At 43.1% G+C, this 15,578-nt stretch carries 13 protein-coding genes; 12 read left to right on the top strand and 1 reads right to left on the bottom strand.

Annotated features, from left to right (window positions below; genetic code table 11):
• Positions 1-196: 196 nt before the first annotated feature.
• Positions 197-2,425, top strand: a complete 2,229-nt coding sequence (locus tag ACH2DQ_RS14700) for an N-acetylmuramoyl-L-alanine amidase (RefSeq protein ID WP_395027255.1) — start codon at positions 197-199, stop codon at positions 2,423-2,425.
• A 61-nt stretch (positions 2,426-2,486) separates the two neighbouring features.
• Here ACH2DQ_RS14700 and ACH2DQ_RS14705 read toward each other — a convergent pair whose 3' ends face one another.
• Positions 2,487-4,055 carry an MBL fold metallo-hydrolase gene (locus ACH2DQ_RS14705; RefSeq protein WP_394913554.1) on the bottom strand — a complete coding sequence of 523 codons (1,569 nt, stop codon included), beginning with the start codon at positions 4,053-4,055 and terminating at the stop codon, positions 2,487-2,489.
• A gap of 312 nt (positions 4,056-4,367) precedes the next feature.
• Between ACH2DQ_RS14705 and ACH2DQ_RS14710 the strand changes: the two genes are divergently transcribed.
• The 11 genes from ACH2DQ_RS14710 to ACH2DQ_RS14760 form a co-directional block, all read left to right on the top strand.
• Positions 4,368-5,228, top strand: coding sequence for a phosphorylcholine transferase LicD (locus ACH2DQ_RS14710; RefSeq protein WP_394913553.1), 861 nt, complete (start codon positions 4,368-4,370; stop codon positions 5,226-5,228).
• Between the two features lie 16 nt (positions 5,229-5,244).
• Positions 5,245-6,489: a lipopolysaccharide biosynthesis protein gene (locus ACH2DQ_RS14715; RefSeq protein WP_394913552.1), complete on the top strand. Its 1,245-nt coding sequence runs from the start codon at positions 5,245-5,247 to the stop codon at positions 6,487-6,489.
• A gap of 167 nt (positions 6,490-6,656) precedes the next feature.
• Positions 6,657-7,496, top strand: a complete 840-nt coding sequence (locus ACH2DQ_RS14720) for a glycosyltransferase family A protein (protein ID WP_395027258.1) — start codon at positions 6,657-6,659, stop codon at positions 7,494-7,496.
• A gap of 13 nt (positions 7,497-7,509) precedes the next feature.
• Positions 7,510-8,199 carry a glycosyltransferase family 2 protein gene (locus tag ACH2DQ_RS14725; RefSeq protein ID WP_394913550.1) on the top strand — a complete coding sequence of 230 codons (690 nt, stop codon included), beginning with the start codon at positions 7,510-7,512 and terminating at the stop codon, positions 8,197-8,199.
• A 12-nt stretch (positions 8,200-8,211) separates the two neighbouring features.
• Positions 8,212-8,622, top strand: coding sequence for a DUF2304 domain-containing protein (locus tag ACH2DQ_RS14730; protein WP_394913549.1), 411 nt, complete (start codon positions 8,212-8,214; stop codon positions 8,620-8,622).
• A complete protein-coding gene (locus ACH2DQ_RS14735; protein WP_394913548.1) occupies positions 8,615-10,612 on the top strand; it encodes a DUF2142 domain-containing protein in 1,998 nt (665 codons plus the stop codon). Before ACH2DQ_RS14730 ends, ACH2DQ_RS14735 begins: the two co-directional genes overlap by 8 nt.
• A 37-nt stretch (positions 10,613-10,649) precedes the next feature.
• Positions 10,650-11,504 (top strand): dTDP-4-dehydrorhamnose reductase, encoded by an 855-nt coding sequence (rfbD, locus tag ACH2DQ_RS14740; protein WP_394913547.1) that lies wholly within the window; start codon positions 10,650-10,652, stop codon positions 11,502-11,504.
• Between the two features lie 76 nt (positions 11,505-11,580).
• Entirely contained in the window at positions 11,581-12,618 is a 1,038-nt protein-coding gene (locus tag ACH2DQ_RS14745; RefSeq protein WP_394913546.1) for a DUF6077 domain-containing protein, read from the top strand.
• Positions 12,619-12,630: 12 nt separating this feature from the next.
• Entirely contained in the window at positions 12,631-13,440 is an 810-nt protein-coding gene (locus tag ACH2DQ_RS14750) for a hypothetical protein (RefSeq protein WP_394913545.1), read from the top strand.
• Positions 13,441-13,564: 124 nt separating this feature from the next.
• The gene (locus ACH2DQ_RS14755) at positions 13,565-14,956 is read left to right on the top strand and encodes an exopolysaccharide biosynthesis polyprenyl glycosylphosphotransferase (RefSeq protein WP_394913544.1); all 1,392 of its coding nucleotides are present in this window, start codon (positions 13,565-13,567) and stop codon (positions 14,954-14,956) included.
• Positions 14,902-15,578: glycosyltransferase (locus tag ACH2DQ_RS14760; protein ID WP_395027262.1), on the top strand; the 677-nt coding region annotated here is incomplete at its 3' end. The genes ACH2DQ_RS14755 and ACH2DQ_RS14760, both read left to right, overlap by 55 nt.

Genomic DNA, 15,578 nt, shown 5'->3' on the forward strand with positions numbered 1-15,578 from the left:
CCCCCCCCCCCCCACCCCCATCTTTCCGTACATCACCTGCTCTACAAAGCGTACCCTTTCTCAACAAACCCCCAATCATGCATCTAAAATTTAATAATTCGTTTATAAAATCGTAATGATTTCTTGACAATTTCTACTTACCTACTTATAATAGGTATAGAAAATACATAAGGTAAGATAGGGGAAAAAAATGCATATGAAGAGGAGAGTACGGGTTATTGCATGGCTTTTGACATTTGTCATGCTCTTTAGTCTGGTTCCGGCTGAAATCGCCGGTGCAGCGGAACAAAAACGGGCCACAGATATTCTGAAAATGATGTACGTGGAGCCGCAGTCTATGGCAAGTGATGCCGGACAGCTGATTGTGGCTGAGATTGCGGAAGGAAATGGCGCTCTGACCGGAGCTAAGTTATACTACCGGGATGGTGGGGGAGCAGAAAGAGGAATTAATGTTACGGAGATATCCGGCAGCTATGCAGCGTTTCTGGTAAAAGGAGGCGGAGTTGCGGATACCAGCCTTACCCGGTTGGAACTGAACCTGGGAGGTGTGGTCCGAAATATTGATTTAAAAGCCTATCGTTCCAGTGGGGACACTGCTGTTTCTAAAGTAGAAGGCAGTGATGGGGCTTCTTCAAAAAGCAGAGCGAAAAGTGCCCAGTCCAGAGCAATGGAAAAAGCAGATGAGAATACGGTAAAAAGAGTTCTTGCAGATGATACTGCCGGAATTACCAATGCATTGAATCAGGCACAGGCGCTGGCAGGATCACAGCCAAAGGCGAGAAGCAGCTATGCAGCGCCAAGGGCAGGATCCGATGGAAAAATTGTAGTAGTTCTGGATCCGGGACATGGAGGCTCTGAATCCGGAGCTTGCAGGACCTGGAATGGAAAAGCTTATATTGAAAAAGATATTACGCTGAAGATCTCTAAATATACCAAAAAAGAGCTGGAAACCTATGAAGGGGTAAAGGTATATCTCACCCGTTCTACAGACAAGTACATGGAATTGTATCAGCGGGTGGATTATGGAGCGTCGGTTGGCGCAACCGTATTTATCAGCCAGCATATTAATTCTACCAACAGCAATGAGCAGTACAGTGTATCCGGAGCTTTGGTATTTTTATCAAAGGGACAGTACAGGGGGGACATCACACAGGTTTCCCATGATATCGCATATACCATTCTGGACAAGCTGAACGAAGCAGGGTTTAAAAATCAGGGAATACAGTACCGCTTATCGGAGACTGGGGATCAATATCCAAACGGAACCCTGGCTGATTATTATGGTATTGTAAGAAGATGTGTTCTAGCCGGATTTCCGGGAATGATAGTGGAGCATGGGTTTGTGAATAACCCTAATGACTGCGTAAAGTATTACGGCAGCAATTCGAAAATCAAGAAAATCGGTGTTGCAGATGCGAAAGCAATTGCAGCCTACTATGGGCTGAAAAAGAAAGATACCGGTTCTTCCGGTACAAATCCGCCGGCAGTAGATACCGGCTGGAAAAAAGATGGAAACAATACATACTATGTGAAGCAGGATGGCAGCAGAGCTACCGGATGGCAGACCATAGACGGAAAAGTATATTATTTTAATGCCGGCGGAATCATGCTGACCGGAAAACAAAAGATATCGGGTAAAATTTATTATTTCCAGCCTACCGGTGAAGCGATGACCGGTGTACAGACCATTGGCGGAAAAAAAGTGACGTTAGATGAAAAAGGTGCAATTCTGGCAAGCCCTGCCGGAGACTGGTATTTGAAAGGCAGCACCTGGTACTTTAAAAAATGGGATGGGAAGAATGCCACTGGTTGGATAACCTATAAGGGCAGGAAATGTTATCTGAATAAAGATGGTTCTATGGTGAAGCGCTGGAAAAAGATCAAAGGAAAATGGTATTATTTTAGCGGAACTGGCTATATGGTTACCGGTAAGCGGACCCTGGGCGGTAAGACCTGTTATTTTGGAGATAATGGGGCGGCGCTGACCGGAAAACAGGTCATCAATAAAGAAACTGTATTTCTAAGCGAAAAAGGTGTTCTTCTTCCAAACCGCTGGGAAAAGGATAATATCGGCTGGTGGTACCGCTATGGCAATGGTACTTATCCAAAGAAAAAATGGGTAACCATTGATGGAAAACGATACTATTTTAATAAAAAGGGCTATATGGAGACCGGCTGGATTAAGCTTGGCAATAACTGGTATTATTTCCGTTCTGATGGTTCCGCAAAGAATGGATGGCTGAAAAGTAAAGGAAACTGGTATTATCTCGTTAAGGGTAAGATGCAGACGAAGTCCTGGATTCATTATAAGAAGAAATGGTATTATGTGAAGTCAGACGGGGTCAGGGCAGTAAAAATGAAATTGAAAATCGGAAAGAAAACTTATAAGTTTGATTCCACTGGAATTTGTAAAAATAAGAAATAGAACATACAAAGAGCAGCACCGGTAAAGGTTTATTTTACCGGTGCTGCTCTTTGATTATAGACTAATAATTGATGCAGACTCCACCGTCATCAAAACGGTAAATCTTGCCTTTGATTTTTTTCTTTGTATTGCGAAGCATCACGCCATCGCTGCCCACATAGTATTTCACTCCGCCATAGTTGATCCAGGTATTGGCAGCCATCTGTCCGTTTGATCTTAAGAAATATTGTTTGCCCTTAAGTTTAATCCATCCGGTTTTCATGATTCCTGATTTATTGAAATAGTACCATTTACCTTCTATTTTTGCCCATCCTGTTTTGGCCCTGCCGGAAGCATCTGCGTAGGACCAGGAAGTAGAACCTCTTGTCCAGCCGCCCTCTGAAAGCTTGCCGCTGGCATCAAAGGAATAAGGAATGCCCCGTACTCTTGCTGCATTCATCTGCATGATACCGTTGTTGTCCAGATAATAATAATAGTTACCTTCTTTTTTCCAGCTGTTTCGTTCCACGTTTCCCTTGCTGTTTATGTAATAATAATTTTCGTTATAGTAAATCCAGGTGTTTTTTCTGGCATATTTTTTGTTCCTGGATGTATAGAATGCATATTGCTTTTGGGAACCACTGCTTTTCTTTTTCAGAGTCAGATTCCCGGGGGAGATCATATTCAGTGTTTTACCATTGCTCATATCCGCTATGATTGCTGAGTTTTTAGGCTGTCCGTTTGTGGTAAAGAGTTTACATTCAATCGTGTTCAGCGTATTTCTTACTGAGGCGGACATGTTGGTGATCAAACCGGTTGCAACTGCATAATCCGGTGATATCATACGAAGATAGCTGGGTGAATTTGCATCTCCGATGCCATGGTGTCCCAATTTTAACAGATCAATGGGGCCCAGTACTTTGGAAAGCTTGCTTTCGTCATAATCCGGAGCCAGGTTACTGATATCTCCTGCTAAAAATGCAGTGAGATCATTAACCGTTACTTTTACACCCAGAGAGTTATAATTGTCATCCGGCCTTTTGGCGATATTGCCTTTTGCATCCGTGGCGCGCTTATAATTCATGATCTCGATTTCCATATCGCCCAGAGAAAACTTCCGGTTAGAGATTTTAGAAAAGTTCTGGATAATTTTGGTGCCGCGTTTTTTAGCCGCGGAAATCAGAGTATCGTAGCAATATTGGTTGTCCCAGAGATTTGATTTGACTGAGATGTAATTATCGCTGTATTTGTTCAGATACAAGCGTTCAGTTTTAAAGGCTTTTAAGATTTCATCCCCGCTTCCGATATGGTCGCTGTGAGCATGAGTGCCAATGTAAAAGTCCAGTTTCTTTACGCCGATCTTTTTCAGATATTTAATGACTTCCTGCTCATGCCCTCCGGAAGTATTGATGCCGGGCCGCATGGGATATTTCGGATTATTCCCCTTTGGATAGTCACTGTCTTCTCCGGAATCTACCATTCCAAAGTGTCCGTTGCTTTCCAGTAAAATGGCATCGTTATTGCCTTCAATACAGATAAAATGGATCCGCGTTTTGTTTTTAGCGGATGCATTTGCTGCCAGTGGCAGGCACAAGACAGCCAGGCAGACAATTACTGCCGTAAACATTGCGTTAAATTTTCTTTTCATCATTGAAATCCCCTTATTCATTGGTATTAAATCACTTCGGCTGCAGATGTATGGATTTCCCCCGCATACTGCATTACGCAAATAGCACCTGCTATCTACGCAGCCCAGTACTTGTCCACAAACAGGCAGCGTCATATGTATGATACAGGTAGATTATACTCTAAGAGAAAGCGCATTACAAGTTTAAAAGCTTTTGCATTCCCAAGTTTATATTCTCATCCCTCAATTAACAGTTGTCTATTTCATCTATAAATGTTATATTATAATTAACAAGAATTAAAAGATTTGTAATAAATACTTTTTGAGGGGAAGATTATGCAGCGAAAGAAATATGACGGTGAGACACTTCGCAGGCTTCAGGAAACGGAACTGGAGATGCTGGAGGATTTTGTGAATTTTTGTGAGAAGCATAAGATACCATACTTTGGCATAGGAGGTACTGCAATCGGAGCATTGCGGCATCAGGGATTTATTCCCTGGGATGACGACATAGATCTGGCGTTTACCAGGAAGAATTATGAGCGGTTTTGTAAACTTGCAGGCGAGGAACTAAAAGATAAATACACTATTTTACGCGGAGATTCTGATGAAAATTATCCGCTTTTTACTGCGCGTATGTGTAAAAACGGAACGGTTTTCAGAGAATATGCAATGAAAGACGTGGACTGTGAATTTGGGATCTTTTTGGATTTGTATGCATATGACAATGTTCCCGATTGTCAGTGGAAGATGAAGCTTCAGGCATATAGTGCCTGGTTTTACAGTAAATTATTGATTTTGTGCAGCATATCAAGGCCCAGCCTGCTGCTGGAAGGAACAAAGTTAAAACTGGTACTGGCTGCGTGCCGGGCTGGAAATAAGCTGATGAAGGTGATGCATATTTCCAAGAGAGGCGTTTTTTTGCGTGGAAAAAGATGCTGCATGAGATATAATAAGCAGAAGACGAAAAGGCTTGCATACCTGCCGGAGGCAAGACCTTTTACAAGCATGATTGACCGCAAAGACCTGTATCCTTTGAAGCGGATGAAGTTTGAACATCTGGAACTTACATTCCCAAATGACATGCATGATATGCTGTATGCCTATTATGGGGATTATATGCAGCTTCCACCGGAAGAAAAACGGTATAATCACTGTCCATACCAGTTGGATTTTGGAAAGCAGGAAGCAGAGTAAAAAGTAAGGGATGACTATGGAAGATAAAAAAATGTCGATTAAAACCAGCATTCTTTGGAATACCTGGGGAAGTCTGGTCTATCTGGGATGTCAGTGGCTTTTAAGTGTTCTGGTAATCCGTATCTCCGGATTTGAAAATTCCGGTATTCTGACATTAGCTATGTCTATTACAAATATGTTCTATAGTATAGCGGTCTATGGAATGCGTACATTCCAGGTGGCGGATACGGAGAATGAATATGCCCAGGGAACCTATGTGATAAGCAGGATCGTGACCGGAATAACGGCATTTATTCTGTGTGCGGCATTTGTAGCTGCGAACCGGTATGATCAAGTATCCAGTATCAGTATTATCATTTATATGGTCTTCCGGCTTGGAGAAGCTCTGTTTGATGTCTATGCCGGATTTTTCCAAAAATACTGGCGCATGGATTACCTGGGGAAATCCATGGTGATCCGTGGAGTTGCAATGCTGGGCTCCTATATCGTTTTTCTGGGATTATTCCAAAGCCTGCCAATTGCATTTGGGGCAATGGCGGTATCCACATTTCTCGTGATTATACTCTATGACCGCAGACATGTGAAAGGGATTACCTCAATAAAGTTTGACGGCAATTTTAAAAAAGTACAGGAATTGCTGATCCGGTGTTTTCCCTTAGTGGTTTATTTATTTCTAAACGCTGGAATCAGTTCCATTCCAAGATACATTCTGGAGAAATTCTGCGGAAATGACAAGCTTGGTGTGTATGCGGCAATTGCAGCACCTACCTTGGTGGTGCAGATGGCTTCCACATATATTTTCAATCCTTTTGTAACGGCTTTTGCTGAAAAATACCACGCAGGGGACCGGGAGGGATTCTGGAAGCTGCTGTTTACTTGTGTGAAAGTGGTTGGAGCAGTGTCGGCTGTAGCTTTGGCCGGTGCGGCACTTTTAGGAAGATGGGGTCTTTTGCTGTTAATCGGGGAAAAGATACTGCCATTTACAGGGCTGTTACTGCCCCTGGTAGTCTGTACCATACTCACTGCATTCAGCTGGCTGCTTTGCGGGGTTCTCACCGTTGTGAAGGATTTTAAAGGACTGATTATCAGTAATATAGCGGCGGTTGTATCAGGCTCTCTGTCCTCGGTGGTAATGATCCGATTGTGGGGCATGCAGGGGACAAGCTTTGCCACGATTCTGGGACTTACAGTAGAGATTGTGCTGTTGTTTGTATTTTTGCAGAAGAGGATCGGAAATTCGGCGGCGTTGTCAAGATCCTGATTTTATGGTACAATGACTCACGAATTACGGTATGATTTGTATAACATTTCCAGGTTAAAGAAAATTGAAATTAAAAGGATGCCACGCTGATATTCTTTAACCTGTTTTACTAGAGCGTGTATGAAAATTGCTTTCAGACAGATGTGCGTCAAAACAGGCTCTGGAACATGTTAGTGGCAGTATTGCAAAAGAAGTGCAATATAGGTAATAAAATGAAAGAAAATGAAAAACACACATTTGCCATATGTGCCTATGGGGACAGTCCCTATCTTACGGCATGTATCCGTTCATTGAAAAAGCAGTCCCATCCCAGCAAAATTTTAATGGTAACATCTACACCCAGTTCTTATATAGAAGAAATCTGCAGGGAGAATGATATTCCGCTTTTTATAAACAGAGGGGAAAAGGGAATTATACAGGATTGGAATTTTGCATATGAAAAGGCAGATACCAGGTATGTAACCATCGCACATCAGGATGATATTTACCATGAAAAATATACGTGGAACCTGTGCAGTATGATGGATCAGGCAAAGCGGCCACTGATTTTTTTCTCTGATTACGGGGAAATCAGAAACGGAAAGATTGTAGTATCCAATACGTTGTTAAAAGTAAAGCGTCTGATGCTGATTCCAATGGAAATAAAAGGGGCGCGAAACAGCAGATTTATCCGAAGAAGGATCCTTTCCCTGGGTTCACCCATCTGCTGTCCCTCCGTAGGTTTTGCAAAAGAGAATCTGAAAGAGCCTGTATTCCAGCCGGGATTTAAGAGCAATGAAGACTGGCAGGCATGGGAGAAGATTTCCAGGGAGGAAGGGGCTTTTCTTTACTGTAAGAAGCGTCTGGTATATCACCGGATTCATGAAGAGTCTGCAACCACCAGGATTATTGAAGATACGGGCAGACGGGAAGAGGATATAGCCATGTTCCGTAAATTCTGGCCTTTACCGGCTGCAAAGCTGTTGGCTGCCGTTTACGGAAAAAGTGAGGAATCAAATAATATGTAGTTGGGGAGCACCTATGAAGAAACTGATTATTATACCAGCCTATAACGAAGGCGCCAGCATTTATACAACTGTCCGAAGTATTCAGGAACAGGCACCGGATTATGATTATGTCATAATCAATGACTGTTCCACAGATAACACCAGGGCAATTTGTGAAGAACATGGATTTTCTGTGATTCATCTGCCGGTCAATCTTGGGATTGGAGGGGCAGTGCAGACCGGTCTTCTCTATGCTGCCAGCAGAGGATATGATCTGGCGGTACAGATGGATGGAGACGGGCAGCATGATGCGCGCTTCTTAAAAGAGATGGAGCAAAGCCTAATCCGGAATCAGTTTGATATGGTGATCGGGTCCAGATTTATAGAGAAACAGGGATTTCAGTCTTCTGGAATCCGCAGAATGGGAATTCGTTATTTTTCCTGGCTGATCTATGCCCTGACCAGGGTGAGGATTACAGATCCCACATCCGGTATGCGTATGATGAGCCATGATGTAATTGAAGATTTTACCAGGGATTATCCCAAGGATTATCCGGAGCCTGAAAGTGCAGTAGCAATTATTAAGGCAGGCAGGAAAGTCAGTGAGGTTCCGGTTGTGATGAAACAGCGTGAGGAAGGGGTATCTTCCATATCACCTTTAAAATCGGTGTATTATATGATAAAGGTAACGCTGGCTATTTTTATGGCGGCGTGGAGAGGATAGCGAGGTGTGGATATGAGTATCAGATCGCAGATTATCATTATGCTTGCTGTTGCTGCAGCAATGATTGTACTTGCATGTATGGTAAAAAGAAGAACCATAAGTTTAAGATATGCATTGCCCTGGACGTTACTGGCAATCGGTGTTACGATACTGACCTGTTTTCCGTTGCTGACTGAAAGGTTGACGAATCTGCTGGGCGTGTCCCTGCCGGTGAACATGATATTTTTTATGGGCTTTTGTTTTTCTTTGGTCATTATTTTCTCCTTAAGCCTTGCAGTGTCCAGGCTTTCAAAACGGGTGAAAGATCTTGCCCAGCACCAGGCTCTGCTGGAACGGACGATACAGGAAATGCAGGGGGAAGCGCTGGGATCAAAAAACATGGATTTAAAGGATATGAAAACAGGGGAGCAGGTACATGTATAGGGAGAAGAATAAAAGTAAACAGAATATTATCTTTCCGATACTGATCTTTGTAGTTTTCCTGGTGCTTATCTTTCATACGGTACTGATGTACCTTGAATACGTAAGTCCCAATCTGGACAGACCCAGAGAGATTTATAAAACAGGAAGCAACAAAGCGGTAACAGGTGAGATAACCAAAGATACAAAGGTGGAGCAGAGTTTCACCATGGAGCATATGAGTTTTTCCGGGATCCGTCTTACTTTTGCCACTTACGACAGAAAAAACACTTCCCATATTAATATTCAGCTGAAAAATAAAACTACAGGGATGATGCTTGGAAACTGGGATATATCCAGCGAAGATTTAAAGGATAATACTCCGGTAGAACTGGTCTTAAAAAATACGGTTGAAGTAAAAGAAAAAGAAGAATATATCATAACAATTGCCTCAGAGGATGGGGTGGCAGGAAATGCAGTTACGGTATATCAGTCGGATAAATCCGTAAAAGGGCAGAAATTAATTGTGGGAAGAGAGAAAAAAGAAGGAAGCCTGCATGTGATCTTTACGTATGGGGATCAGTCTTATTTAAGGGTTTATTTTGTTGGAATAACCGTCGTCCTTTTTGCCATGCTGATTTTAATCTGGTTTCTGGGATACGGCATGAAGTGGGAGGCGCACCGGCTGTTCCTTTTAATGGGGATCTGCCTGGGTGTTCTCTATATCTTTATCCTTCCACCGTATTCAACTCCGGATGAGCAGGCGCATATCTATACCGCCTATGCATTTTCCAACAGCCTGATGGGAAAAGAAGCGGTAAATGAAGACGGCAATACCATTGCAAGAGAAGAAGACCTGTTAATGGGCGTTCTGGAGAAACGTCCGGATACGGAAACCTACGGTATGGTGGCAGATCATCTCTTTGATACCGCCAGCGGGAAGGAAATGTCTGCATTTCCAGGCGGTCCCCTGTCCGGTGTTCCTGCATTCGTATATACGCCGCAGATTATCGGCATCTCCCTCGCGCGACTGCTGAATATCGGGAATATAGGGCTATTGATGATTGGAAGGCTTTTTGCATTGGCTTTTTACTTGCTGTGCGGATATTTTGCAGTGAAGAAGATGCCCTTTGCGAAAGTGCTGATGCTTACCGTGTTACTGTTGCCAATATCTCTGGAATTAGGCGGCTCTTTCTCTTACGATTCCTTTATTATCGGAGTTTGTGCCTGGTTTACCGGGCATTGCCTGTATCTTGCCTATGAAAAGAACAAGGTTCTGCGCTCAGACTGGATCCTGTTAATTATCCTGGCTGTATTAATGTCACCCTGTAAGATTGTCTATGTGCTTTTGTGCCTGCTGGTACTTTTGATTCCGGTGAAAAAATCTGCAACCAGAATCGGCTGTATACTGGGAAGGTTAAGCGTTTGTGCAGGGGGATTGCTGTCCCTGGCGGTCGTCCGGCTTGTTACCATGACCGAATATTTGAGCAGACAGGAAAATACCTTGTCTTATATAGAAACTTCCGGGTACACTCTAAGTGGGTTGTTATCACAGCCCCTTACCATTATTCAGATGTATTATGACTCTTTCCGAAAATATGCGGATTTTTACTTTGAAACAATGATGGGTGGACAATTAGGCTGGCTGGATATTAAAATCTCCAATGTACTGATATTTGCACTGGCGGTTATATTGGTTCTGGCTGTGCTGGCAAAGGATAAAGAACCGTTTTACCTGGGCAAAAAGGATAAGTGGATTATGGCGCTGATCAGTGCTGGCGTGATAGGGGCGCTTATGATGGTATTTTTATTAACCTGGACGCCGTATGGTTCCAAAGTCATTGAAGGAACTCAGGGAAGGTATTTCCTTCCGGTGCTGCCCCTTGTGGTACTGTTGCTGCGAAACAAAAACCTGACCCTGAAAAAAAGCCTGAATATGAATCTGATCATGAGTGTTGGACTGATACAGTTTATGATAGTCTGGGAAATATTTCAAAAAGTTATAACAAGATAAACATAGATGTACATGTAAATAAAAGGAGAATAATGACATGAAAATTTTAGTAACAGGATGTAACGGACAATTGGGAAGAGCAATTAATCAACAGTATGCAAACGATACGGATGTAGAAATTATTAATACGGATGTATTCCAGCCCGATGTAATGGAACTGGATATTACGGACATAGACAAGGTTCTGTCTACGATGGAGGAAGTAAAGCCGGATGTTATCATCAACTGTGCGGCTCATACTGCGGTAGATCTCTGTGAATCCCAGCAGGATGCGGCATACCGGATCAATGCCATCGGTCCCAGGAACATAAGTATCGCAGCTGCAAAAATTGGAGCTAAATTGGTACATGTTTCTACGGACTATGTATTTGAAGGAAACGGAACAAAGCCTTATATGGAATTTGACACACCTAATCCCCAGGGAATGTACGGCGCAACAAAACTGGCGGGAGAACAATTTGTGCAGCAGTTTGCGAAAGACTACTTTATTATCCGTACTGCATGGCTCTATGGAGATGGCAAGAACTTTGTGAAAACCATGCTTCGCCTTGCTGAGACAAACGATACAGTAAGGGTTGTGGGTGACCAGTATGGAACGCCTACCAGTGCAGAAGAACTGGCAAAAGCAATCAAATATCTCATTCCTACCTCCAATTATGGAATATTCCACGGAACCTGCGAGGGCATGTGCAGCTGGGCAGATTTTGCAAAAGAAATTTTCCGTCTGGCTGGAAAAGACACAAAGGTGGAGTATATTACAACTGCCGAATACCCTACACCAGCGGTACGTCCTGCATATTCCGTACTGGAAAACTATATGTTAAAGCTCACAACTGATTTCAGTTTTGCAACTTGGGAAGATGCCCTGACTGCATATATGAAAACACTGTAATTGGTAACAGTTTGGACAGCGTGATCAATTACAGTAATTGTTATACTTTTATAAAAGAAGAAAAAGGTGGTAGGACGTGTATCTGATAAAAGCCTTACTCATCCTCCTGTGGTTTGCAGTAATTCCGGTATGCATCGGTATGCTGTTTACCCGGGCGGATGCCAGAGAAAAAAATAGTTTAAAAATGGCGGCGCTGTATGGTTATATTACGATGTTTGCCGTGTTTGAAGTGCTGGCACTTCCCCTGATATTTGCCGAGGTCAGTTTTCATGTACTGATGTATATCTATGGCGGAAGTATGCTGCTGCTTGCAGTGGTCTCCATTATTTTAAATGTCAGAAGAACCAAAGAAATGGTATTATTCCAGTGGAAGGGTGTGAAAGAAACGCCCTGGTCTGTCTATCTTGCCCTGATTCTCATTGCAGTTCAGATAGGGGCATACCTGATTTTCAGGCTGGATGATCTGGATGATGCGTTTTATGTAGCTACGGCTACAACTACAGTGCACACAAATGGGATGTTTCGTTTTGACGCATATACGGGAGACTTGTTAAAGAGCCTTCCGTCCCGTTACGTGCTTTCGCCGTTTCCCATCTTCCTGGCGTTTATCAGTGAAAGCGTGCAGATGCATCCGGCAATCGTTGCGCACACCATTATGCCTGTATTTTTTATACCTCTGGCATACATCGTATATTCCCTTCTGGGGCAGAAATTGTTTTCGGGCGACCGTAAAGCCAGTGGGATTTTCCTGTGTTTCCTTTCTGTGATACACCTGTTTTCCTATTTTTCGGTATATACCCAGGGAACATTTATGCTTGTGCGGATCTGGCAGGGAAAGGCGGTACTGGCGGCAATTCTGCTTCCGGCACTGTTCTATCTGTGTATCCGTCTGCTGAAGGAAAAAGGAAGCCTTCGGGAATGGTCTTTACTGCTGGGCCTTCTGCTTTCCTGTTGTCTGGTTTCTTCTATGGGAATCATGCTGGCACCGATTATGGTGGGTATTTTCGCGATACTGTACGGAATTGGCGGTAAAGACCCGGGAAAATTTATAAAAGCTGTCATATGCTGCATTCCCTGCCTGATTTGTGCAGGAATGTATCTGTTGATACGTTAGGAGGCTGTATACATGCTGGAGATATTTGGATTGACATTAGAACGATACAGGATGTATGTGGCTGACAGCATGCAGGTGGGATTATTTCTTGCAGCGATTATCTACATCGCCTGTAGTAGAGCAGAAAAAGAAAATAAAAAATTATTTGTGGGATATGCTGTTACTTTCGGTGTGATCTATTTTTGCCCGCTGACGGCTAAAATCATTATGGATTACTGTGTGGGAAGAGATGTTTACTGGAGAATGTTCTGGCTGCTGCCCATACCCCTTGTTCTTGCCTATACAGGGGTTAGAGCCTGGTATTCCCAGGATACCAGATTAAAGAGAGGGATCATGTTTGTGGCTTTGGCAGGTGTTCTTGCTGCAGCAGGAAATTTCGTCTATGTACCGGGAACCGTTCTTCATAAGACGGAGAATCTGCAGAAGCTGCCATCGGCGGCAAATGCGGTTAGTGATATCATTGTGAAGAACCGAAGTGCTGAAGAGACGGTGAAAGCAGTGGTTCCCGATGATCTGGCAGGCTATATACGCCAGTACGATGCCAGCATTGGCCTGGCATATGGAAGAAAGGGTAAATTCAGTAAGAGAGACCGGAAAATCCATGAACAGATGATAGCGGAAAATCCCAATTTCAGGATTATTATCAAGCAGGCGAGAAAGGCCGGATGCAATTATCTGGTGTATTACGACACGCCGGATTCGAAAGAGAAAATAGAATCCAGAAAGTTTAAGGAAATTGGACAGACCAATGGTTATATAATCTATAAGGATACTGAACCGTTACCACCGAAAGAAGAGACAGAGAATACCGGAACTGCCTAAGATTGCCACGTCTTTTTTGTTGAATTTTTGTAAATTTTGTTGTAAGATAGATTCTGGTACAGCATTATTGGTAACGAAGTATAAGTATAAGGAACCATTGAAAAATAAAGAGGGGTAAATATTAGTGGAGAGAAGAGAACAATATAAAAGAGTCATCATGTTTTTTGCTTCTGCGCTTATTCTGGCAGTACAGACAGCAATATATGCATATGTCTGGTTTTCCTATTATGACTCCAGAGGGGTTATCCGTACCACGTTTGTAAGGGGTAACTGGGTAGTTGTGGGAATGTATGCACTGATGCTGTTTTTCTTCTACAAAATGTACGGGGGATTCAAGGTAGGCTATTTAAGGGTGCTTGACGTACTCTATTCCCAGATTGCTTCCGTATTATGTGTAAACGGAATAACTTATCTGCAGATGGCATTGATTGGACGCTGGACTTTGGGGGCACATATACTGCCCATGTTTTATGTTACGGCTGTTGATTTGGTAATCGTGGTATTGTGGGTGCTGATGATGCGCTGGATTTATGTGCATATATATCCGCCCCGGAAGATGCTGCTCATTTACGGAGAGAAAAATCCAAAGGATCTGATCCGCAAGATTTCCTCCAGAGAAGATAAATATGATATCTGTGAGTCTATCCATCTGGGTGACGGCATGGATAAACTGAAAAGCAAAATTGACTGTTACAAGGCGGTGATTATGGGAGATATGCCTTCCCATGAAAGAAATCTGCTGTTAAAATACTGTTTTGAAAAAGATATCCGGTGTTATTGTATTCCTAAGATATCGGATGTTATGATCATGAGTTCAGACAGCATTCATCTGTTTGATACACCGCTTCTGCTGTTTCGCAACAGAGGCCTTACCATTGAACAGAGAATCGCGAAGCGTCTGACCGACCTTATCATTTCAGGTATCGGTGTGGTAATTGCATCGCCGTTTATGCTGATAATAGCACTTTTAATTAAGAGTTATGACAGAGGCCCTGTATTTTACCGTCAGGAGCGATTGACGGAGCGTGGAAGGACATTTTATGTACTGAAGTTTCGAAGCATGAGAGTAGACTCTGAGAAAGAGGGCGCACGTCTTGCCATGAAGCAGGACAACAGGGTAACACCTGTTGGGAAAGTGCTGCGCAACATTCATTTTGACGAACTGCCTCAGCTGTTTAATATTTTGAAAGGGGATATGTCTCTGGTAGGACCAAGACCGGAGCGTCCGCAGATTACTAAGGAATATAAAGAAAAGATTCCGGAGTTTGACTACCGGTTAAAGGTAAAGGCCGGACTCACCGGATATGCTCAGGTGTATGGTAAGTATAATACCACTCCTTACGATAAGCTCAAATTGGATCTATCGTATATTGAAAATTATACCTATCTTTTGGACTGGAAGCTTATGCTGATGACAGTTAAAATTCTCTTTCAGAAAGAAAATACGGAAGGAGTAGAGGCATGGCAGGTGACAGCGGCGACAAAAGAGGAAGAAGCGAAAAAAGAAAACAAGTAGTAAAACAAGTAGATAAATATACTGTGTTGATGTCCGTATATAAAAAGGAAGATCCGACGTTTTTAAAAGCGGCAATTTTCAGCATGATGGAGCAGACGGTACTGCCGGACCAGTTTGTGCTGGTCTGTGACGGACCATTAACAGAGGCATTAGATGAAGTGGTGGAACATTTCCAGGAGCAATATCCGGAGGTGTTCCTTGTTGTACGTTTAAAGGAATGTGGAGGACTGGGACCGGCGCTGCAGGTGGGAATCAAGCATTGCAGGAATGAACTGATTGCCCGTATGGACAGTGATGATATCAGCCGGCATGACCGCTGTGAAAAGCAGCTCTATATTTTCCGTAAAAAGCAGGTGGATATTATCGGCGGAATTATCGAGGAGTTTGCAAGTGACTTCCATGAGATCTCAGGAAAGAGGGTAACGCCGAAAACCAATGAGGCCATCTTAAAATGTGCAGGCAGAAGAAATCCTTTCAATCACGTTACGGTGATGTACCGCAAAAGTGCGGTCATAGATGCCGGAGGATATCAGGACTTTCCATATTTTGAAGATTATTATCTCTGGGCGCGGATGTTGAAAAATGGCGCTGTTGGATATAATATACAGGAGCCCCTGGTATA

The organism is Robinsoniella sp., assembly GCF_034124845.1.

Bases quoted from the DNA above. Each gene is read 5' to 3' on its own strand.
- ACH2DQ_RS14700 (WP_395027255.1), top strand. From the start codon at position 197: ATGAAGAGGAGAGTACGGGTTATTGCATGGCTTTTGACATTTGTCATG.
- ACH2DQ_RS14705 (WP_394913554.1), bottom strand. From the start codon at position 4,055: ATGATGAAAAGAAAATTTAACGCAATGTTTACGGCAGTAATTGTCTGC.
- ACH2DQ_RS14710 (WP_394913553.1), top strand. From the start codon at position 4,368: ATGCAGCGAAAGAAATATGACGGTGAGACACTTCGCAGGCTTCAGGAA.
- ACH2DQ_RS14715 (WP_394913552.1), top strand. From the start codon at position 5,245: ATGGAAGATAAAAAAATGTCGATTAAAACCAGCATTCTTTGGAATACC.
- ACH2DQ_RS14720 (WP_395027258.1), top strand. From the start codon at position 6,657: ATGTTAGTGGCAGTATTGCAAAAGAAGTGCAATATAGGTAATAAAATG.
- ACH2DQ_RS14725 (WP_394913550.1), top strand. From the start codon at position 7,510: ATGAAGAAACTGATTATTATACCAGCCTATAACGAAGGCGCCAGCATT.
- ACH2DQ_RS14730 (WP_394913549.1), top strand. From the start codon at position 8,212: ATGAGTATCAGATCGCAGATTATCATTATGCTTGCTGTTGCTGCAGCA.
- ACH2DQ_RS14735 (WP_394913548.1), top strand. From the start codon at position 8,615: ATGTATAGGGAGAAGAATAAAAGTAAACAGAATATTATCTTTCCGATA.
- rfbD (WP_394913547.1), top strand. From the start codon at position 10,650: ATGAAAATTTTAGTAACAGGATGTAACGGACAATTGGGAAGAGCAATT.
- ACH2DQ_RS14750 (WP_394913545.1), top strand. From the start codon at position 12,631: ATGCTGGAGATATTTGGATTGACATTAGAACGATACAGGATGTATGTG.